19 protein-coding genes are annotated in these 22087 nt (G+C 32.9%); 1 reads left to right on the top strand and 18 read right to left on the bottom strand.

The genetic code is table 11. From position 1 onward, the window contains the following. Window positions 1-171 precede the first annotated feature (171 nt). Complete coding sequence (locus BLP54_RS14185) at window positions 172-1752, top strand: glycosyl hydrolase family 28-related protein (protein ID WP_090170876.1); 1581 nt, start codon at window positions 172-174, stop codon at window positions 1750-1752. 84 nt (window positions 1753-1836) lie between these two features. Here BLP54_RS14185 and BLP54_RS14180 read toward each other — a convergent pair whose 3' ends face one another. The 18 genes from BLP54_RS14180 to BLP54_RS14095 all read right to left on the bottom strand — a co-directional run bounded on the left by BLP54_RS14180 (window position 1837) and on the right by BLP54_RS14095 (window position 22069). Next, window positions 1837-3225 (bottom strand): glycosyl hydrolase family 28-related protein, encoded by a 1389-nt coding sequence (locus BLP54_RS14180; RefSeq protein ID WP_090170872.1) that lies wholly within the window; start codon window positions 3223-3225, stop codon window positions 1837-1839. Between the two features lie 161 nt (window positions 3226-3386). Beyond that, window positions 3387-4397 carry an acyltransferase family protein gene (locus BLP54_RS14175; RefSeq protein WP_090170869.1) on the bottom strand — a complete coding sequence of 337 codons (1011 nt, stop codon included), beginning with the start codon at window positions 4395-4397 and terminating at the stop codon, window positions 3387-3389. Between the two features lie 17 nt (window positions 4398-4414). Further along, the gene (locus BLP54_RS14170; RefSeq protein WP_090170866.1) at window positions 4415-5803 is read right to left on the bottom strand and encodes an O-antigen ligase family protein; all 1389 of its coding nucleotides are present in this window, start codon (window positions 5801-5803) and stop codon (window positions 4415-4417) included. Between the two features lie 17 nt (window positions 5804-5820). Further along, window positions 5821-6819 carry an acyltransferase family protein gene (locus BLP54_RS14165; protein WP_090170863.1) on the bottom strand — a complete coding sequence of 333 codons (999 nt, stop codon included), beginning with the start codon at window positions 6817-6819 and terminating at the stop codon, window positions 5821-5823. Between the two features lie 12 nt (window positions 6820-6831). Further along, entirely contained in the window at window positions 6832-8364 is a 1533-nt protein-coding gene (locus BLP54_RS14160) for an oligosaccharide flippase family protein (RefSeq protein ID WP_090170860.1), read from the bottom strand. Then, a complete protein-coding gene (locus tag BLP54_RS14155) occupies window positions 8364-9575 on the bottom strand; it encodes a polysaccharide pyruvyl transferase family protein (RefSeq protein ID WP_176754582.1) in 1212 nt (403 codons plus the stop codon). The genes BLP54_RS14160 and BLP54_RS14155 overlap by 1 nt, the downstream gene beginning before the upstream one ends. Beyond that, window positions 9541-10842, bottom strand: coding sequence for a hypothetical protein (locus BLP54_RS14150; protein WP_090170854.1), 1302 nt, complete (start codon window positions 10840-10842; stop codon window positions 9541-9543). Before BLP54_RS14150 ends, BLP54_RS14155 begins: the two co-directional genes overlap by 35 nt. Window positions 10843-10868: 26 nt before the next feature. Further along, window positions 10869-11768 (bottom strand): glycosyltransferase, encoded by a 900-nt coding sequence (locus tag BLP54_RS14145; RefSeq protein WP_090170852.1) that lies wholly within the window; start codon window positions 11766-11768, stop codon window positions 10869-10871. A gap of 2 nt (window positions 11769-11770) precedes the next feature. After that, window positions 11771-12862, bottom strand: a complete 1092-nt coding sequence (locus tag BLP54_RS14140) for a glycosyltransferase family 4 protein (protein ID WP_090170849.1) — start codon at window positions 12860-12862, stop codon at window positions 11771-11773. Further along, window positions 12859-14064 carry a Coenzyme F420 hydrogenase/dehydrogenase, beta subunit C-terminal domain gene (locus tag BLP54_RS14135; protein ID WP_090170847.1) on the bottom strand — a complete coding sequence of 402 codons (1206 nt, stop codon included), beginning with the start codon at window positions 14062-14064 and terminating at the stop codon, window positions 12859-12861. Before BLP54_RS14135 ends, BLP54_RS14140 begins: the two co-directional genes overlap by 4 nt. Window positions 14065-14068: 4 nt before the next feature. Further along, window positions 14069-15172: a polysaccharide pyruvyl transferase family protein gene (locus tag BLP54_RS14130; protein WP_090170845.1), complete on the bottom strand. Its 1104-nt coding sequence runs from the start codon at window positions 15170-15172 to the stop codon at window positions 14069-14071. Window positions 15173-15181: 9 nt separating this feature from the next. Then, the gene (locus tag BLP54_RS14125) at window positions 15182-16276 is read right to left on the bottom strand and encodes a glycosyltransferase family 1 protein (RefSeq protein ID WP_090170842.1); all 1095 of its coding nucleotides are present in this window, start codon (window positions 16274-16276) and stop codon (window positions 15182-15184) included. An 8-nt stretch (window positions 16277-16284) separates the two neighbouring features. After that, a complete protein-coding gene (locus tag BLP54_RS14120; protein ID WP_176754581.1) occupies window positions 16285-17352 on the bottom strand; it encodes a glycosyltransferase in 1068 nt (355 codons plus the stop codon). A gap of 54 nt (window positions 17353-17406) precedes the next feature. Continuing rightward, window positions 17407-17838: an FAD synthase family protein gene (locus tag BLP54_RS14115; RefSeq protein WP_090170836.1), complete on the bottom strand. Its 432-nt coding sequence runs from the start codon at window positions 17836-17838 to the stop codon at window positions 17407-17409. Window positions 17839-17858: 20 nt separating this feature from the next. Continuing rightward, window positions 17859-19124, bottom strand: a complete 1266-nt coding sequence (locus BLP54_RS14110) for a CDP-glycerol glycerophosphotransferase family protein (RefSeq protein WP_090170833.1) — start codon at window positions 19122-19124, stop codon at window positions 17859-17861. A gap of 172 nt (window positions 19125-19296) precedes the next feature. Then, window positions 19297-20262 (bottom strand): acyltransferase family protein, encoded by a 966-nt coding sequence (locus BLP54_RS14105; RefSeq protein WP_090170831.1) that lies wholly within the window; start codon window positions 20260-20262, stop codon window positions 19297-19299. A 191-nt stretch (window positions 20263-20453) separates the two neighbouring features. Next, complete coding sequence (locus tag BLP54_RS14100) at window positions 20454-21428, bottom strand: radical SAM protein (protein WP_090170828.1); 975 nt, start codon at window positions 21426-21428, stop codon at window positions 20454-20456. Between the two features lie 29 nt (window positions 21429-21457). Then, the gene (locus BLP54_RS14095; protein WP_090170825.1) at window positions 21458-22069 is read right to left on the bottom strand and encodes an acyltransferase family protein; all 612 of its coding nucleotides are present in this window, start codon (window positions 22067-22069) and stop codon (window positions 21458-21460) included. Window positions 22070-22087 lie beyond the last annotated feature (18 nt).

Raw genomic sequence — 22087 nt, 5'->3', positions numbered from 1 at the left:
CTACTCCTACTCCAACGCCTAAGGCTACTCCTACTCCAACGCCTACACCAACACCTAGTAATTCAGGAAATTCATGGCTAGACCTCCTGAAGCGTTTGTTTGGATTAGGTTAAAAGTATCCCTTATAATTCAAGATTTATCTAACAAACAATATTCAGGGAGGTTATACACATGGAGATTACTATAGTACTAACAAAACGAAAAATAATATCCTTTTTACTTTTATGTGGCTTACTAACCTTTTGTACTATAGCTGTTATTCGGAGCCTACATAAAGATATAGAAGATCCTTTTGCTCCTCTTGCTGGGGGAAATATAGAAGCAATGTTCTACGTCGAAGAATCTGGAGGACGCACCTGTATAGGTGATGGAATTATAAACAATTCCTCAGATATACTTTACAATGAGTCTGCAGTAAAAGCAGCCATTGTATCTGCTCCTGATTATAGTAGCTACTTACCATCAAATATGACTATCAAATGGACCTCTATCAGAAATAGTGCTAGTGGTGTGATGGTAATAGGCTCCGTTACATCAATTGATGCCGTTGACGAAGCTAAGTATTCTGTGCGTCAATTTGGTGCAATCGGTGATGGTGTGACAGATGATACGTTAGCGTTCAAAGCTGCACTAAAAAAAGCAGCAGGTGGTGAATTATACATTCCTGCTGGCAAATATTTAATAACAAGTGTACTGAGCATTCCATCTGATATAAAAGTTTACGGTGACGGCGAAAACTCTATTATTATTGCCTGCGCTGGATATGCTAAGGGAGCAGATTTATTAAAGATATACAATCGCACTAATGTCACTTTAAATAAAATATGTCTTAGTGGTAATTCTGCAATAAATGATCACTCAAAAGGATATAATGATCGAGATGGTATTCATCTCTTAGATATTTGGAGCAGTTCTAATGTCTCAATTACCGAATGCAGTTTTGTCGATAATATTTATTGTGCAGTACGAATGATTTTAGACTGTAACAATATGTATTATGCTAATTGTAAATTCTTAGATGTTGACTGCGGTATTTCTGCATTAGGAAGTGGAAGTATTGATACACTTACAGTTGAAAACTGTTACTTTGACGGCCATAAAAATTCAGAGTCCATTAGTTTATTTGGCCAAGGACATTACAGTAATATTGTTATAGACAATAATACAATTAAGAATAAGTACCAGGGACATGGTATCTATGCAGGTGCTAACAAAGGTACAGTTTCCAACCTCACCGTATCAAATAATAAGCTTTTTGACGATTGTGTTGGAATCACAATAGGAAATGCTCAATCCGTTAAAGTTTTCAATAATTCTTTTATTATCGAAAAACCAGACGCTGTAGATTCAGGAAAAGCTTTTGAGATAAAGAATTGTTCAGATATATCTATTTACAAGAACACTATTACAAACAGTCGTATGCAAGGCTTATGGATTAACGGATGTAGTAATGCAAAAGTTTATGGTAACGTTTTGACAGATTGTGGATATTTAAGCAAAGACCACCATTTCTTAGACGTTAGAGGCGAATGCTCTGGTATAGAAATTTACGATAATCAATTAATTCGTAATGATACAACTTTATCACCATATACTTTCGTATCACACAGTACTGGCGATGTTACATTGAAAGATAATACTATATCCAACGGAAAAATTCTTCTATATACAGATAGTGCTGGTATGACAATTCAGGGCAATGATGCTCCTATCACTGATATGAGTGGTAAAAAACACACTATCATCAAATAGCATTTAAATATATAAAAGCAGCGTCTATTCTTAACAGACGCTGCTTTTTAGTATTATAAGAATTCCTATACGCAATGTTTCATACTACTGTATTGTATGATTTTTCCCCATATTATTAATTGTGACATTATTGTTTTGTAGAGTCATTCCTTCACTATCATCACAAAGTAAGATTTTACAACCACGAGAAAACTTATTATTCGTCACTGATACATTCCCCTTACTATGCGAAACTAGCACATATGGTGAAAGCGAAGTATCAGTCCTAATTAATGTATTTGAATTAATATCAACCTCTGAATTTTCGCCTCTCACATCTATATAATGATAATCCCTGCTTCGATAACCACAATTTGTCAAGTTATTATCATGAATACTCGCATTGACACAATCACCAATATAAATAGCTTGCATTTTCGTGTTTGAAATAATATTCCCGTATATATTAATATCAGAACATTTTCTTATATCTATACCTTTTCCAGAATCCACCAGTGAAAGATTTGCAGTATTCAATGTGTTTCCATATATATTAACCGTGGATGCATTTGAAATCTTCACACCAATACAATTATCAACTAATGCATTATTTGATACCGTAATATTTGATACAGTACCACCATTGGCACCTGCATATATAGCGTGACCCTTGTATTTATTTTTTATCACATTCTTGTTTATAGTTATATTACTATATAGTCCTTTACCGTATAAACATATTGGTTCTGAATTTAAATGTCCATCAAAAGTGCATTGTTCTACAAGAAGAGTATCTACACTTCCACTACCCAAGGCAGAAACACCACAATCCACATTTTTGAATCTACAATTATAATAGTTCATATTATTACAATCTAAAATCATCCTTACTGCACAATATATATTGTCAACAAAAGCACAATCATAAACATCTATATTTGAACTATGCCAAATATCCAACAAATGGATTCCATCTAAATCAGAGTATCCCTGTTCACGCGTATTAATATTTGAGTTTCCACTAATACATAATCTTGTAATAATAACGTTAGAAACATCTTCTAGTTTAAGCATATCTCTGCCAATTTTAAATCCAGGACAAGCAATAATCTTGGAGCTATCACCATCTCCAAAGAGTATGGTATTAGCAGGAATAAATAATGTTTTTGAAATAACATATTCCCCAGGTGGAAAATACACAGATGTTCCTTCACCTTTTTTTATAGCAGCCCTAATGGCAGCCGTATCATCCGTAACACCATCTCCTACTGCTCCACAACTGCGAACAGAAATACGCTTATTTGTATTAATTGTAGGTTTTGTATAAGTTGTGTCGATGGGACTAGTTCCATCGTACATATCCAAATTTATGTCAGTTATTAAATTTTTATCAAACACCTCGTTCGCACTAACATCAATTCGACCAGCTATCAATAAAATAGAAACTATTAATAGTGAAAGTATTTTTTTTGTTAGTAATCTTTTTTTGCCCATGCACAATACCTCCCTTATGTACCAATTATTAATTTCTTTAACAAAATATTACAAATGATTATAACATATTTCATTACTGTTACCAAACTTTTATATATATAAATATAAAAAAAGCGTCTAATATACAGCTTTATCACTGTTAATAGACGCCAATTCCAACTCTATTTAGTTTGATTTTTTATCATTTTTGGCACTGTGTAAACAGCATAAGCCAAAATAATTGTAAACACTGTTGTAAATATAAAATAGAAAATATTGAAAGATGGTAGATATGTCTTACCTATTTCCAAAATAATAAATTGGTAAAGATATATTTCAAATGATATCTTATTTAAAAAATTTAAGACAGAATTACTAAAAGTCATATATTTGCACATAACCATAATAAAATAATAGAATGGCAATAACATAATGTTATGACTAATTAAGTCTACTATCGTACCCTCCTGAGCCTTTATAGCAATAACAAAAGATAAACCTAATAAAATAATCATGAAAAATGAAACTGCCAATGCATGTTCTTTCATTGTCTTATCAATATCATTTTTCTTTTCATAAAGTGTAGCTCCAAAAGGAAAAGCCCATTCGCTTATATAATAGCTTCTACTTAAATCAAACTGTCTTGCTAACAAGGTACAGCTTATTACGGCCACCCAGAGGCATATCAGTCTTAATTGGGCATTCTTGATATACTTATAAACAAAATAGAAAATGATATACAAAATACACATTGCATAAATATACCAATTTATTCCAACAAAAAATTTCGATACTGTCGTTAGAACTGATTTTTTCAAAATAAGTACGCTTAGAATCATCGAAATAATTCTACAGATTACAGCAGCTAATGCTATTTTGAGAATCACTTTCTTAACAATAAATCCATTTAGATAATTTTCTTTCTTTTCAAAGGATAACGCTAATCCATATCCTGATAATACAAAGAAAAATCCCACCCCAAAAGTACTAACCTTTCTTAGCGGTAACAGAAAAACTGAAAGCTGTTGAAAAGCTAATGTACAATGAGTAAAAATAATAAATATCGCAAATATACCTCTAAGGGAATTCGCATTTTTTTGTATCTTCTCCACGCCACATAATGCAGGTTTATTTATTGTCACCATCCAAAAGCAAACAGCTGCTAAAAAAACATACAACGAAATATATTCCATACCATCAGACTCCTTACCTAATCAATCATATTATTTTGCACCTTTTGGTACGACATAATTATTGCCACGAACGCAAACAAAAAGCTAAATATATTACTAGTTCCTAAAGTGCTTAACAAATATGCAATAACAGTCAAGAAGCATATTCTTTTTTCCAATCCATTTTTCATTTTAATTATGGTGTACATAATGAAAATAAAAAGACACAGAAAAGCTAAAAAGCCGATAACACCTTCGGTCATAAATACTTCTACAATTCCTATATCTATCGCCTTATGAGGTTTCCATTTTCCAAACCATAAATAACGGATTTCATTTCTTTGGTCGCAGCCGTCTCCAAGCCCAAACCAAAAATTCTTTTCCAGCGCATACTTAATACCACTAAATTCAGCAACTCTAGAATAAGATCCCGTAGAATCATTATCACCATATCCTTCGACACCTTCAGGAACATTTGCATCCAACTCAAAATCAAAACCAACTTCATTAAGAACAGCTTTAGCGCTTCCTTCATAAAAATATTCATACTTAGGACTTAGTTTACATAAAAGCAACACAAATATTCCTACTATCAAAATTGAAATAAATAACGATTTGAAATACTTTTTAACTTCATCTTTGTTCCAAATAAATAGTGGAAATATTACCATCAAAAAACAAAAAAACAGTTGTGCAGATCTGGCTCCCGAATGAATAATTGCCATTACATTTATAATAAATGCCATATAGTATTTCTTTTGATTAGTTTTCAACATCATATATATGATAGCAGGAAATACAATAAGACATACGCCACCGAATACAACAGGCATTCCAAACGTTGTTGTTGCTCTCAATAAACCAAGACGCACATAATGTTCATTTAACACACTGCGCGAAACAGTATAAAGGAAATCAAATGGACGAATGAAAGTAAAACTCTCAAATATACCAACAGCAAATATCACTGTCGAACTCCACACAATAATATTAATTAGTTTCAGTAAATCTTCCCTACTTAATGACATAATATGGATACAAACCAATAACAATATTTCTTCAAAAACTATCTCTAAAATAGTTTTATACGCCTGTAAATGCTCAGCTAAATAATAACTACATGAAACTATACGAAGGGTAAAAGACAGAATTAAAAATGAGTATTCTTTAGATATTGTCTTGATAGATAAATCGGTATTAGAGATATATTTTTTTCTGTTTACAAACACATAGAAATAGAATACGCAGAACATAATCCTGCGTATCTCTATAATTGGAAAAATTTTAGATATCTCTATACCATAGTATGCTGGTAAAAAAAGCATGCAAGGAATAAATAAAAATAAATATTTTTGGGATTTAAAATATACAACATTTAATACTATAAGTAATAATGTAATTATATTCACAATCAGTATCGGTATCATAACTCCATAAATCTCCGTTACATCGCCTTAATTTTTCTAATTACTTTTGATGGGAAAAATATGATATTAAAAAACCATATTTTATCAAAGATTGCAGCAACAAATACTGAAACATATACAGAACAGAAAAATCCCAAAAACAAGTGTATCCACCAGATATCTATTCCAAGCTTCATTAAAACAATCCTTATCGCAGCACACAATATTGTATGCAAAAGATATATTTGCATCATATATTTTGCTATTAAAGAAATTGAATTATTCTTTCCATATTGCTTATATATATAGTTTTCAAAAATATACACAAAGAATGTTATACCTAAAAATGTCAGTGAGGCTGTAGTAAAAGAATTACTAGAATACAATTTAGTATAAATAAACAAAGCTATGTATCCTACTCCAATCAACAACCAGGACTTGTTTTTTAAATGCATATTATAATAAGCATAAATAATTCCAAGTGCGTACCATATCATATTAGCACAAACATTTTGAACTATCATATGTGTACCAAATAATTCAAAAGAGTTCATCACTTTAATAACAAAGCATACCACAAATAAAATATAAACCCTCTTTACAGAATTAATTCTAGGTATTAATAGGGTGATTATAGAAAGTGCTATCAAAAACCACATCTGATTTTGAGGTACTATAAAATAGTCGTAAAACAGTGATTCTCCACTCGCTCTATTAACAACACCTGAAAATAATACTTTCATATAATGCTGAACTGTAGAAAAAAAGAAATAAGGCACCAGCAAATCCAATATTCTAATAGCTTTCTTTCTATAATATTTTTCATTTTCCATGTTACTGTATACACGTTCAAACAAGAAACCACTACAGAAAAAGAAAATGTAAACATGAAAATAATAAATAAAATCTACAAACAGCTTAAAATAACTTTCATTTGGTAGATTAATCACTGGTATAAGGCCACGTAAAAGGTGTCCTATTACCACTAATATACACGCAAATGCTCGTAAATTATCTAGCCAATATTCCCTTTTCATAACAATATTTCCTTAATTTGCTGGCTTAACCTTACCAAGTATTTTCTTGATGAGAACCAGACTATTTCTTCTCTCTATCAGAATTAATTCAACTATATAGCCAAAAACACCTGCGAATGCAACACTTATCAAGAACGATGCCCAATTATGGATATTAAACATTCGTCTACAGCTCATCATCAACACAATCTGGATTGGAATGGTCATCCATGTGTATAAACATGTTTTAAAGAAAGATAAAACACTCTGCTTTAATATATATGCAGCATAATATGAGTTGAATAGTATATATCTTGTAATCATTATTACTGAGCTAGAAATAACAATAGAGTATATTCCTAAATTAGTATATTTAAGAAGTGAGAATACAACAATAAGGTTCAATATTCCACATCCAAAGCTAACAAAAACTGGTAATTTTAACTTATTCACAACAACACTGGTCTGCGCCATGGTAGCAGTTGTTGAATTAAAGTAGCACTGCATTACAGTTATAGTTGATAGTACACAAATAATCTTGATTTCCGCAGGAGAATAGCTCTTCTGCCATAAACTATAGAAGTCCTGTGAAAAAACAATAAATCCTGAAACTGGAACTATCATAATAAGTCCCATAGTCTTAATAGAGGATCTAATTGCCTCGTTCAATTCAACATTTTTACCTTGAGCCCATAATCTGATAAATACAGGTGTAAATATAGGAGCTAATGTTGCAACTGCACTAGTAAATGAATTAGGGAACGTTCTTGCAACTGATAACAGGCCCATATCATATGCTCCAAGGAACTTATTTGCCACTACAAGATCAAGGCCTCTCATAAGAATGGCACTCAAGTTTGTAATAGCGAGCCAAATACCAGCACTGGCAAGAACCCTTACGTCTGAGAAGGATGCCTTTTCAAATGAAATCTTAACCTCAGGCATATATTTACGCTTAACATCCACATTAATGATTGCTACAACAATAGCTGCCACGAGCGATGCAATACTAACATAATAAATATGAAGCTGTGATAAAGTTAGAAGTCCGATAATACAACTTAAGCGAATAACATACTGAAGAATATTTCTATATCCTTGTATATCTAATCGATTCTTAACAAAAGCTGCAGTGTTAAATATTGAACTCATAACACCCACAATAAATGTTATGAATGTAATGGCAAATGTCACCCTTACATCAGTAATCAAATACGCAGGAACATCAAAGATTCTATCAATATAAACTACTGTACCCAATCCAAAAAGACCAAAGCATGTTGCAAGTACGATATTTGTAGCAAGCAAACTATTAAAATAGCGCTCTGCTCTTTCAATATTGTTTTTTGAAAACTCTAATGCAATAAATCTCGATGCAACTGAGTTAAATACTGCTGTAATAATTGTTAGGTAGTTTACAAAATCATTCGCCAAACCAATAAATCCGTAGGATTCAGTACCTAATGACTTTATAAGAATTGGTGCTGTATATAAACCAATAACAAGCTGTATCACAAACGCAGCAATATTTATAACAATATTTTTATTAGTTTGTTTCTTACCCATTATTTCTCACCAAGAACCTCAAACACTGCATCAGTTGTGCGGTGCGCCATCTGAGACCATTCCTCCTTTTTTACGCTAAGTATGGATTTATAATCATCATAATTATCGCAAAGCTTATCAAAAGCATTAACCAAGTTATCACCGCTCAACTCTCCAATTGGAACACAATAATCATTAAGTCCGCTAATATTCATAAAACCTGACATTTTCTGCTCATATGATACAGAGATGAAAGGAGTTCCCATTTTTGCAGAGAAGATATTAGAGTGATATCTCATTCCAATTACTGCATACAACTGAGAGATTAAATACTGCTGGAAATATGTATCATGAGTATCATCAATTACAAAACAGTTATCCTTCTTAAAAGTTTCCATATATCTTCTATCGTTATGGATTCCAAAAAGCTGTGGAATAAATACAACACCAATATTCTGTTTATCAAGATGCTCAATCAACTGTGCAAATGAATTAAAGATATTATCCTTTAACTCTAAATTCTTTTTATGAACAGGATGCCAACTCAAATCTGTTGTAGTCATACCAACAACTCTATCATAACGTGACATAAATTCTTTGAGCTCTTTATATTCATCTAGCTGTTTAGCATACTTCTGCTCATCACTATAGTGCTGGAATGCAGAATCTAATGAAACTGCTGTTTTATTCTTAATTCCGAAATCTTTAACAAATTTTTCTGATGTTGCTTCTCTCAGATAAATAAACTCTGCATTTTCTAGTACTCTTCTTCTGAGTGCATTTCTCTTTTCATCTTTCTTTTCAAAAGGTCCCATTGATGGAGCATAGAAAGCATACTTTATTCCCATTCGTCTAATTAAATCAAGACGCTTTAAATATTCCTCTTCAACATCATAATAGATATCTCCAATACTTGGGCCGCCTGGTCCATGAAGAACTAAATCACTGCCCTCAACAAGCTTAACAAACTCTCTTGTATTACTAAAAATTGACAAACGTCCTTTTGTTAAATATGCCATCCAATAATCTAACTTATTTTTTCTCTTAGGGAATTTAACATTAGATAAATGAATTCTCTTATCATCATATGGAAACTGCTTTACTATTGACGATAAAACCTGAACGTAAATATCTGCATTCTCGTACTTTGCATATAGTTCGTCAACAAATGCTCTAAGTGCAGCTTCATCTCCTCTATTATTCCAATGTGCATGAATTATTGTTACTTTCAAATTTATATTCTCCTTTTTTTATTTTTAAATTAATATACTCCAGCATTGCCCAATAGAACGACGCAATAAAAGCTCTCTGAAAATCTAAGAAATTCAGCGATATCTGTCCTATTAACAGGAATACAACAATACCTATAAACATTGTTCGATCATACCACTTATTTTTTATCATTTTAATTAGCAAATACAACATTCTAAGTAGTGGAATCAAATGAACAAACAATCCTAATATTCCCATTCTAAAGAATCCACCCAAAAGACCTAAGTCATCAAAATATGCTTTACCATATGGTCCTGACCAAATAAGTCTCAAGTCAGGTCTACTTGGACGAACAAATCCCATCCCAATTAAAGGATTGGCATCTGTATAAGTTTTAAAATATGCTATAGCCATATATCTCGCGAGAGTAGAACCTGCCTCACTGGAATCTACCGAAAAAGATTCAATAATTTTAGAGATACTACCCTGAGAAATTACATAGATAATCATTGCCAATAATGCTGTTCTTGCAATTACTCTGATATTTCCTTTTTCAGTATGCGATAAAATCATTAGTACAATAGCCGCACCCAACGCTAACGTAATAATTCTGGTACTAACAAAATATAATACGCCTCCAGTTACTAGTGCAAAATACATAATACTAAGCATTCTTTTCTTGTTTTTAGAGTTAAGGATAAGACTAGCAATCCAAAAAACAGAATAGAAACAAATTGGACGATACGAAATTCGAATGTGTCCATTTCTTGAACCAAAGGTTGTGAAACCAGGGAGCAACTTAACTCCCACAAACATCCTTACAGCTGCACACAACAACAAAATAATAGTCGCTGCCACACCAAGTTTACCGAATCTGTCACGTATTTTTTCATATCCCTCATCTTCAAATAACAGTAGATAAATAGGTACAAACAATAACGACAAATAAGGATATGCTACAATCAAAACATCGATAACCGCCTCATCGTAAGTTACCATACTATACAAGCAAATAATTACTATAATGCATATCATCATAATAAGATATGCTGTCACAAACGGATATTGCCTATATATCTTTTTCTGATAAGTAAGCTTTATCATCATGTAGACATTTATACCTATTCCTACCAGAACCATGAACAATCTTATACTATTTAAATCGTTACTATTAACAGGTAATAAAAATAAGAATGTCGTATCAGCAATCATCGCGAACATTACAAACATATTAAGTAATGTATCGATATCATGCTTAATTAAAATATACTTGTTAATTTTTAGCATTTCTGCCACCCTTCATAAAACTACTACTATATACCAAATAAGAACTTCTTTCCTACCTTATACTCCGAAACAAGCTCTTTTTTATTACTTTCTTTTCTAGCGTTAAATTTGATTTCTAAAACTCTCATTTGCCATAAAAGCCATCTTTTAACTATACCCCAATTGAGATATTCTCTTATAAAATAGCTTTCGCTGCGCCAGTTTGCACTTCTAGTTATGATATTGAGAGGTCCACCCATCGAAGCACCATGATGGTGTATAACCTCAGAATCAACACAATAACGCTCTCTATATCCCGCCTTTTTCGCCTTTTCGCTTAAAATAAACTCCTCATAGAAGAGAAATGTGTAATCATCAAAAAAACCTATTTTTTCGAACTTTTCCACATCAACAATAAATGTACATCCCGCTATCCAATAAACATCCTGTGATGTTTTTGGTACCAACTTATGCTTTTCATAACTCTTTTTTACAAAGTTTCGGGCATATGTCTCATATGTCATATACTCTATAAATGATGGTCTATGGTATTTCACAGTACCCTGTGTCTCTCCACTTGGTTTAATAACCTTTGGTCCTACCAGGAATGCATCCTCTTCAACAATCTCTTTCACTAGATTTTCGATAGCATGAGGTTTGTAGATTATATCATTATTTGAGATTAAAGCATAATCACATCCGTCTTCTTTGGCCTTCTTTAAACATAAATTGTTTCCTCTGGCATATCCCAGATTCTCATCAGAAAAAATCAATTCTACTTTTTCATCATCAATATACTTTTCATTAAGTTTAACGCATGACTCATTTTTTGATGCATTATCTAACAAATAGATTTTATAATCACCTGAATAGGTATCTTTTATACTTGAGATACACTCTATTGTCTTTTCGTATGTATTAAAATTTATGATAATTATTCCGAGCATTATTATCTTTCTCCACTCTGTATTAACGAATCCAACTCACTAACAAATATTTTCAAATCAAACTTCTTACTTTTTTTTATGGCTGCCTGTCTGATTTCATCCATTTCATTTGAATTATAATTGTTTATAACATAGGTAAGAGTTTTTGCTAAAGATTCTGGAGTCTCTTCATCAACCACAAAACCATTCACACCATTATCAATAATTTCAGGCAAAGCCCCTTTTTTAAAAGCGATAGGAACTAGACCAGCTGCCATAGCTTCAACAACCGCTATACCAAAGCCTTCCTCCCAGGATGCCGGATGTACAAAAACCATTTCATTAGACAAGAACTTATCCACATCGCTTCTTATTCCATGGAAAGTTATTTTGTTATCTACCTTAAGCTCTCTAGCAAGGTGTTCAAGATTTTCTTTCTCTACACCATCTCCTACAATATCACATGTAAAATTAAGATTATCGTCCAACAAACCTATGGCTCTTACCAGTCTATCGACACCCTTTTGTTTTATTAATCGTCCGACATATGCCAAACGAACGGTTTCTACTGTCTCTTTGTCCGTAGGTTTGAATCTGTCACAATCCACACCATTATATATAACCTTTATTTTATCAAGACTATAACCATACGATGCAAAGCTCTGCTTTACCGAATTAGAAATAGCTATTACATTATCACACTTATTAAACGCTGTCCTAAATATTCTTTTTCCTATAATAGACTGAATATGTTCTTCCCTAAGAATATCCTTCAAATTAGCGTGAGCATAAATATATGTCTTAAGATTCGGAAACCGATTCTTTAATAAACTCATATAGAACCACATGGCAGGAGCTGCATGATGAGTTACTATAGCGTCAATTTTGTATTTTTCAACATATTTAACTAAAGCTTTATATGTCTCTATAACCTGTTTTTTTCCGTAACTCAACTCAATAACATTACATCCTCTTTCTTTCATGATGTTGGAATTTGCTCCACCACCCCAGAAAACAATATAATAATTATTTAACTCTGACTTATCTGCGTATTCTCTTATTAAACTTTCAATACCACCAGTGCCACCAGTGGCGAGAAAATGCAGTACATTCATCTAAAAATCCTCCTAACATTACGTTTGAAATCTGCAGGAATTATCGCAGATATTATATATTTAACCTTATCCTTTGGATATTTTCTCCAATATAGTTTCTCCAAACTTGAATAGCCACTTTTAACATAAGTTTCTAAAACCATATCTCTATCAGAACTTTTTTCAGTTGGACCATTCAGCTGTTTATTATGTTTAGCAATCTTAGAATATTCTGATTCTATAATATTAAAATCATTCTTACATTCATCTAAGAAATCTATAGCTTTTTCATTATTACACAAAACACAGGATATACCATTTTTCTCATTCATGTTCTGATCATTATGCTCTTTTGCAAATCCCCAATAATCCCCTATTGTAAAATCTGCAACACGGCTTCCTTGTGCAAACGGACAACTATAGCAACTATCTCTCAAAATTAATGATTTTGAGAAGAATCTTATATATGCTGTCAATTCGCCTTTGCCGATCTTTACCTGCTGCTTATTATTCTTAGTAAAGACAGTTTTAGTTGTATAACCTTGACCATGAGTTTTATCTCTAAAAAAGAAATTACCTATAACACAATTATTTTTTCTCTGGTTATATCTAATGAAATCTTTGAACAATCTAGAATTTGGTACACCGTGGCATATTATTTCAACCAATATCACATTTGAATACTCTTTTCCAAGATAATTCTTTAGACCAGCAACCTGACAAGGAGTTCCTGAAAACAGGACGCTGTCACCATTAATTGCTCGCTTCTTAACCTCTTTATAAATATATCCAACATCACTCTGAACATATTTTGATCCTTGAAGCTTATTTAACTGATTTACACTAGATATTTCTATGTGCTTAGCTGTTAAAGCATCATCTTCTTTCTCCATTGATGCGCCATAAACGTAGCCACCCTGTTCTATTATTTTTTTTGCTAAAATGTAAAAAGCACCACCGGAAGCAGATTTCCTTATCGAATCAGTATTCTTGTTAGAAACCGCATAAGATTTTTTTACAGAATTTAATTCAGGAATATTATTATAACCGCAGACTTTTTTACAAGCACCGCAACCTATGCATATATCAGAATCAATTTGTGGAAACACAAAGCCGCGCTCATCCTCCTTAAGAGAGATTGCGCCTTTAGGGCAGGCATTCATACAAACGCCACATCCACTACATTTATCTTCAGTTTCAAATAGAACTACTTTATCTTTCATATAACTACTTTTCTAAAAATTTTTTTAATACGTCAAATGACTTTTCTCTTTCACAGTTCAACTTTTCATTTACAACACTATAATCTATTTTCTTATCAAGAAGAGAATAATCATTCATATCTTGTACAATTCTGTCAGTAAGACCTAAAAGACGCAAAATGCTTTGATTTCTGCTGCCTGTGTTTGTATTAGGCAATATTTCAACAAAATCTGTATTCAAATTAATAGCAAACGCTGTACCATGGAAAGAATCAGTCACCAAAGTATCAGCATTATCAATTAATGATAAAAATTCACTTACATCAGGAACATATCTAAGATTTCCTTCACGTAAAATTTGATGGAAATTCTGAGATACACGAACTAAAGGCAAGCCTTTTTTCTTCGCATATTCCTTAGCATATTTTCCGAGCTTTTTATCATTATGTATCTGATATATTAACACATATTTACCATTAGGCTTTTTTGCCTCGTATTTTCTCCACTCATCACCATCTATCATAAGTGTAGGATCAAGTACCTGCTCTGCTTCTATTCCAAGACCTTTGAAATACTCAACAACACTATCTTCTCTAACAGCAACATGGTGATACTTACGAATACTATCTACAAAAAGTTTCTCTTCTTCTGGAGTTTTGGTTGCATGTCCCATACTACTAGCAAAGGAAATCTTTTTGCTATCATCTTTTACGAAATCAAGGAAATATGACGAATCATACTCACCACATGCAATTTTACCCCAGACCTGATCACTACCTGTAACATAGTAATCTGCATCTTCAATCTTATCTCTTAACTCCTGATTTGAAGAATATCTCTGAGTAAGATGAAGGTATTTATACTGCATTGCTCTAAATTTCTTACCAGCATGAATACTTGCTGGAACTCTAAGGGCTAAATATATACCCCTCTTTAATGGATTAGAATTCCAACTCTTCTTATTTCTTAAAATAGTTTTTTCAATCTCACCATATTCTTCGTCTGTTCTAAAATAGTCAATAATCTGACATTCACAATCGCAGGCTTCAAAAATCTTCTGAGTAGCTATTGACTGTAATAAAGAACCGTAATTAATTGGTGTGTGTCTTGTAATAACTTGTACTTTCATCTATTCCTCTTACAACTTTGCATTTAACTGTTTATACATGTCTTCCAATACGATATAAGACTCATTAATATCATATCGATTGTCTGTTAATCTAATATCTTTTCTGTCAGGTAACTTTGCCAGTGTGTCAACTATTGCCTTAGCCCAAACACCTGGATTCTCTTCAAGCTTTATAAATGAGGTGGCCTCACTAAAAGCGACCTCTACTGGTACCTTATCAGAAAAGAAACATGGCAAATGTGAAAACTGTGCTTCAACGCCTACCACTGGCACCCCTTCGAAAAAGGAAGGCATAACAAACGCATCCATTGCCTGATATAACTCATTAACATCTGTTCTTTTTCCAAGGAAAAGAACCTTCTCAGTAATACCTAAGTCGTTAACAAGCTTTCTAATTTCTTCTTCCTTCTCGCCAACTCCAATAATCAGCAATCTGGAATTTGGATTAATCTTAACAATCTCACTGAAAATCTGTACCAACAGTCTGTGATTCTTCTGATAAGATATTCTTCCTATATGGCCAATGACTAACTCGTCACCAAGGCCTAATTCCTGTCTCTTTTGTCTACGAACTTCCTCGTTAAACAAAAATGGTTCTTTCTCTATAGCATTTGGAATAACCTCGAAAGGCTTTCCCTTAAACAAAAACTGTCCTGCTTCTTCACCACATGCCAAAAAATCAGTAGCCACAGATGTAATTCTTTCACGATAATACATCTTCAGCCAGTATTTCATATCTTTATCTATAGATGTGTTATGACTATGAGCTATTCTGATAGGAACTCCAGCTTTTTTACCTGCCTTTAATGGCAAATAACTCATAGGATCAATATGTGAATGCATAATTTTATATTCTGGATGTTCCTTGAAGAAATTACGCATATATCTGTTATACTCTGGAAGATTCTGTGGATATAAGCGTGGCGCATAATAAACTTTACCGCCTAATGCCTCTATCTCATCGTCATAGTCTGCACGTTCTGGTCTATGAGTAAGAAAATCGAACTGAATCTGTTCTCTATCAATTCTTCTATAATAATTCATAAGCATAGTCTCTAGTCCAGCTCTATGCATATTATTAACACACTGAAGTACTCTTATCATATATTCCTCTAGGTCTCTACTAATCTTTCAAATTTTTCGCGCCATACATTCCAATTCAACTCGTCTTCATATTTTTTACGAGCATTAATTGAATAATCCTTAAGCTTCTTTGAAGTAATTGATTCCAAAATGGCGTCCTTGAAATCCTCTGCTGACGCTTTTATATCTAAACAACGTCCTGTAACTCCATCCTCTACATAATCTACTGTTCCTCCAGTAGCATAAGTAAATGATGGGATGCCATACATAGCTGACTCTGCAAAAACAATACCTGCACATTCCGCTTTAGTTGGCATTAAGAAAATATCATTTTCCATATAGCACGCTTTTAATTTAGCGTTCTCTTCTGGAACATTTTTATTTAATCTTCCATAAAAATGAATATACTCAGGAAATTCCTTTTCTGGCTTATTAACTCCAATTACATTAAGCTCAAATTTTGCTACACCTGTTTCATTAAGAAGCTCTACTGCCTTGATGGCGATATCAATTCCTTTACGTTCCCAATCAACGCCAACAAGAAGAATCTTAAATACATCCTTGTCTACATCGACAACTTTATATCCTTCCTCTTCCATGTTTGCTCCAAATTTCAAAATCGAAATCTTGTCGCTTGAATCCCCATAAAAACTGATAGCATCCTCATAAGCCCAACCAGCTGGAATAATAACCTTCTCAGCTAAATTATGAGCATTCTGTTCCCACGCATTACCGACTTTCTGATCATGCGCAGAATGATTGTAATAATATCCCAACATCTTATGATAAGTTGCATCACTAAGATAGAATAATCTCTTTCCTTTAAGAGCTTTTCTTCCTGCATACACAACTCTACTACAGGCAGGTGCAAAAATTATTTCGCAATCAGATTTTTCAATCATTGAAACTGCCTTTTTTGTATCTACAAGACTCATTAAAAAGGATAATTCATTTTTCTTTAAAGATACCAATCTCAATACCTTATAAATTAAGTTATGTATTGAGCCTTCTTCTACGACGATATCCTTTACTTCAAACTTGGATGAACTAGCCAAGGTTGAATGTAACTTAGAAACTGTTCCGCTCCAGTACTTCACGTCACTTGGATTGCCTTAATACAAAAAACCTACGTTTACCTTATCTCCCATTAATTAATTATCCTTTACTGCATTTCCCTCAACAGTTCTTAAAAGCGTACTGCTTATTCCATCAGTATGCTTTAAATACACAACATCAACGTCATGTTTTGCAAGAGCTTCCTCAGTTTCATTCCATCTCTTAGAACCCTTCCAGTCATCTCCAATAAAAACAACATCAAAATGAACCTGCTTAAGCACTTCCTCTTTATCAAGAGAGTTAACAATAATTCCTTCATCTACCGCTTTGATGTTTTCAACGATTGTTAATCTTTCATCTTCGCCTATAACAGTTTTTTTGTTCTTATACTCCTGAACCAACTGGTCTGAATTAACCCCTACAACCAGATAATCACAGTATTCTTTAGCATGATTAAGTAAGTTAAGGTGGCCAATATGAAACATATCATAAACGCCCTGTGTATATCCTACCTTGTATTTCTTCATAACATTATTTCTCCTTTAACTTAACATTTAATAATTGATTGCAATACGTTCTTTCCAATCTGTCCAATCTTGTTTGGTAGCAATTCATCTATCAAACCCTTACGGACAGAAAGTTTTTCATCATTTCCATTCATCAGATTGTTAATATGCTTCTCTATCTCACAGAATTCTTCTGCAAAATAGGCCGCACCGCATATCATCAATCCTTCCTCATTTAAACCATCTAAGGAATCACAAAAGATAATAGGTTTACCTGTGATGAAAAACTCCGCAATAAGTGAGGTGTAATCAGCCACTAGCACATCAGCTTCAAGTAGTGTGTTCATGTAATTTGTACAAGTGTCAATTCTTACATTCCCCGCTGCCTCACATCTGCTATAAAAATTATTTATCTCATCTTCAGTCATTACACCATTTGATAAATAAGTTGGAAACATGTTTGGATGTGGTCGTATGATAATTTCTATATTCTGTTGTCGTTCTGCATATTTTAAGAATTCATCATAATATGCTAAAAAGTGACTTGCTTTCTGCTTCGAATTAAGATTGTCAGTTGTCCATCTAGGCATCCACGCAATTGTAAATTTCTTGTTTGATTCTCCCTTCAAACAATTTACAGATGATGCATATAAATCAAATCTAGGAAAGCCCTCGTGAACAAATCTGTCTCGAGCCAGTCTACCGTATCTTGGTATTTTCATCTTACTTTCCAACATTCTGGATTCATTTGCAAAATAAACCTTTCTTGTTGTAAAGATGAAATTCTCTGGTAGCACAGTAAACAGCGCATCTGATCCAAGCATTCCATATGCGTATGGAATATAAATACACTTTGCAAAGATACATGTATTTGCCGACTGGTATGGTTCTGGATAAAACTCGTTGTATGGTCTGGTATAAATCACGTAATCAGGATTTAGTTCCTTCAAATCAAACCATTCGTTGTTTTCCAAATTTGCTTTTATGGAATCGATTCCATTTTCACAGAAAAACTCGTGGGCTGCATTTTGCATACCACCTATTTCTGACTTTTCATACTGTCCTTCTTCAACCTTACGAGGAACAGCAACAACAAATACATTTAGATCATTTTGCGCAACAGCTTCTTCATAAACACTTTTTACTGAATTCCATGATTCAGGGAAATTAATTAGAAAGACTATTGTCTTAGTCTGAGACTTTCGTGCATTAACACTACGAACGCCTCTTTGATACCTATTTATAGAATCTCGATTTGAGTAATAGGCTTTGGCATAATGCCCGATTCGCCTTATTTTTTCATTCATAAATCTCTTATCTCTCCCAATTATAAAATACACTTCTAATGTTTTACTGTGGAATTATACTACAGCCACAGACTAATTTACATTATCTATAAGTAAAAAAAGATGTGTATAATCCTATATAATTATGTAACATTTCACAATTCCGTCACAATATTAGATAAATCTTAACAAATTATCTTCCGTTCAAAGCCGGTATATACCTATTTATCACCATTGATGCTATGCAGGAAATGATTAATATACCTACACAGGTTACAAGCAACTGAAGGTACCACTGTATACCAACTCTGGCAAATACATTGCCAAAGATTGCAATAATAGGTTTCTGAATTGCAAAAATTACAAGTGTATTTTTTCCAATAAAGGACAACGGCTTTATTGTCCCAAAAGCTTTGCTGATTATTTTCGCAAGAAAATAAACAAACACGCACCCCATCACACTAACTATAGTGAATATAAGAGGATTGCCAACCTGCACCTTAGCCATTAGAACATACCAGTCGCTGTTCTCCATATTTAATTTGAATAATAATGTTGTACAAAAGCTTACGCACAACATCACAGCATAGGAAACTTTGTAATGTGAATTCTCAAACAAGCCAGCTATATACTGTTCGAAAAAAAATCCCAATAGAATGAAGGCACTGGCCATCAAAGCTGAATTCAAACACCATGGATAACCTACGCTAATATCAGGCAGCGCAATCGAAACAATATAAACTATAAGCATAGCTATGACACTTAGATATTTGTTTAATGACAAAATCCATGTAGCCAGAACAACACCTATGAACATAGCTACAAGGAACCACAATGAAGTCAAAGAACCCGCACGGGTTATAGATTCATAACTGCCCCATAAAAGAAAAACACAATTTTTCACAGAAAAAGTCGAATACACAAGCCCCCATAACAAATATGGGATAATGAGCCTTTCTAACTTATTCGCAATAAAGTCTTTATCAACAGTAACTTTTTTCATAACCAAGCCAGTGGCAAAAAAGAATACTGGCATATGAAAAGCATAAATCCACTGTTTGATATAGAAATGTGAATTTGCAAAGTTAGTATGACCGATTATAACTAGTATGATGGCAATGGCCTTAATGTAGTCAACATAATCTTTTCTTTTTAACATTATTCCACCCTGTTTATATAAATTTTCTTAATCCCTTTATCACTATGGTATAAATTTCCATAGTGATAAAATTATACAACTGCATAAATAATGATGACAATTATTAATTGTTAAAAATATATATGAATTTTCCTTCCTTATTATGTAACTTTTCACAATTTAGCCACAATTATAAAATAAGAGGCATCCTGTTATAAAACAGGATGCCTTTTGCTTTTATCACGAACCTTGTGACATTCAGTTCTGATATATTCGTCCGAAGTATAATGTGCCCCTTCGTCGTATTGGAAAATCTTTTTAAACATCTTAAAGCCATGATATAAAAATCGACTTTTATAAAACGTTTTAATAACCCAAGGATAACCATATGCCCAATGTTTAAGTCCTTCAATTGCAGAGCATTCACTTTCAAGCCCCATCAAACAGTACTTGCAGGCCTCCAGCCTTTCCTTGCGATTACGATAAGCAATGAAACGCTCAACAAAATTCTCTTCCGAGATTTTCAATCCATCGGCCTCTCTCATATTTACATCAGAAATAATACCGTACTCTTTTTCTAAATATAAATTCGTCGTTTTAGGACGCATGCATTTATAATAATAACCATTAAATATACTACAACCATCCGTTATTCTTGAACATTTTTCATAGCCTTGCTGTGCCGCTTCTTCTGACAAAGCCACAGTATCTATACAATTGAAATACTTTATCTTCTTAATATAATATGTAAAACCATATTTTTTCGATAGCGGTTCTAAATAATCATTTAATTCACTAACCGTCGCTTTCATTTGTGGATAATGAGATATCTCAAGTACATCCATTGCCTCCATTAGTTCAGGAGACATTTTTCTTACCAAAAAACCATTGGTTAAAACTCTACATACCTCTCCCAATTGTTTTTCCTTAGCATAGTTAATGTACTCATAAAGGTTTTCACACAAGAGCGGTTCTCCACCCATAAAAGTGAGAAAACCAAAATGTATATATTCAGAAAGGATATCAACATCCTTCTTAAACTGCTCCAATGGATATTCACTATTATCTATTAGATATGCATGACTATTACACAAACTACAATTTAAATTACATTGCTCTACTACAGGTATTTCCGCATGTGGTATATATATTTTTTGTTTCTCAATTTTCATTACTCTTTCTTTCATTGCTTTTCCCCTATTAATTATCCTCAAAACTATTTCCCAGTTATTTTTTGTCCAATCCCTTTTACTACAAAGGCTATCAACACCGTAATAACAACCGTCAATATAAGCATGCCAATCACTCGTCCAAAACGTGAAGGCATAAATTTATACACTAAATAGAAAACAATATACAATACTATGAGTGAATAAATGCACCAATTCATAGATGTAAAAATCTTTAAAATTGTCAAATCATATGATAGGAAAAAATGCTCTGCCACCAAAGAAATTATGCATGACACTAGAGCTGGCACAGCTATTTTTGTTAGCTTGCCAGAAAGAAATCCTTTAAGATAATTCTCTTTTTTCCCAAAGGAATATGCCAATCCATAACCAGATAGAATAAAGAAATAACCCACTCCAAAAGTGCTTACCTTCCTCAAGGGAATTAGCACTATTGGCAAATTTTCAAATGCCAAAGTGCAGTGAGTATATATGATAAAAATAGCAAATACGCCTCTTAATAAATTAGCGTTGGCTTGTATAGTCAATACTTTTTCAGATTTGCTGTCATTGATTTTTACTCCAAAAAAACACAGCGCCGCTAAAAAAGCATATAGAATTAAATATTGCATAATACATTGGATTATAAGAAATCCCATCTCCCATCTTTATAATTC

The sequence above is a fragment of the Pseudobutyrivibrio sp. 49 genome (genome assembly GCF_900100545.1).
Taxonomy (GTDB): domain Bacteria; phylum Bacillota; class Clostridia; order Lachnospirales; family Lachnospiraceae; genus Pseudobutyrivibrio.
This window is presented reverse-complemented; position numbering and strand designations above follow the sequence as displayed.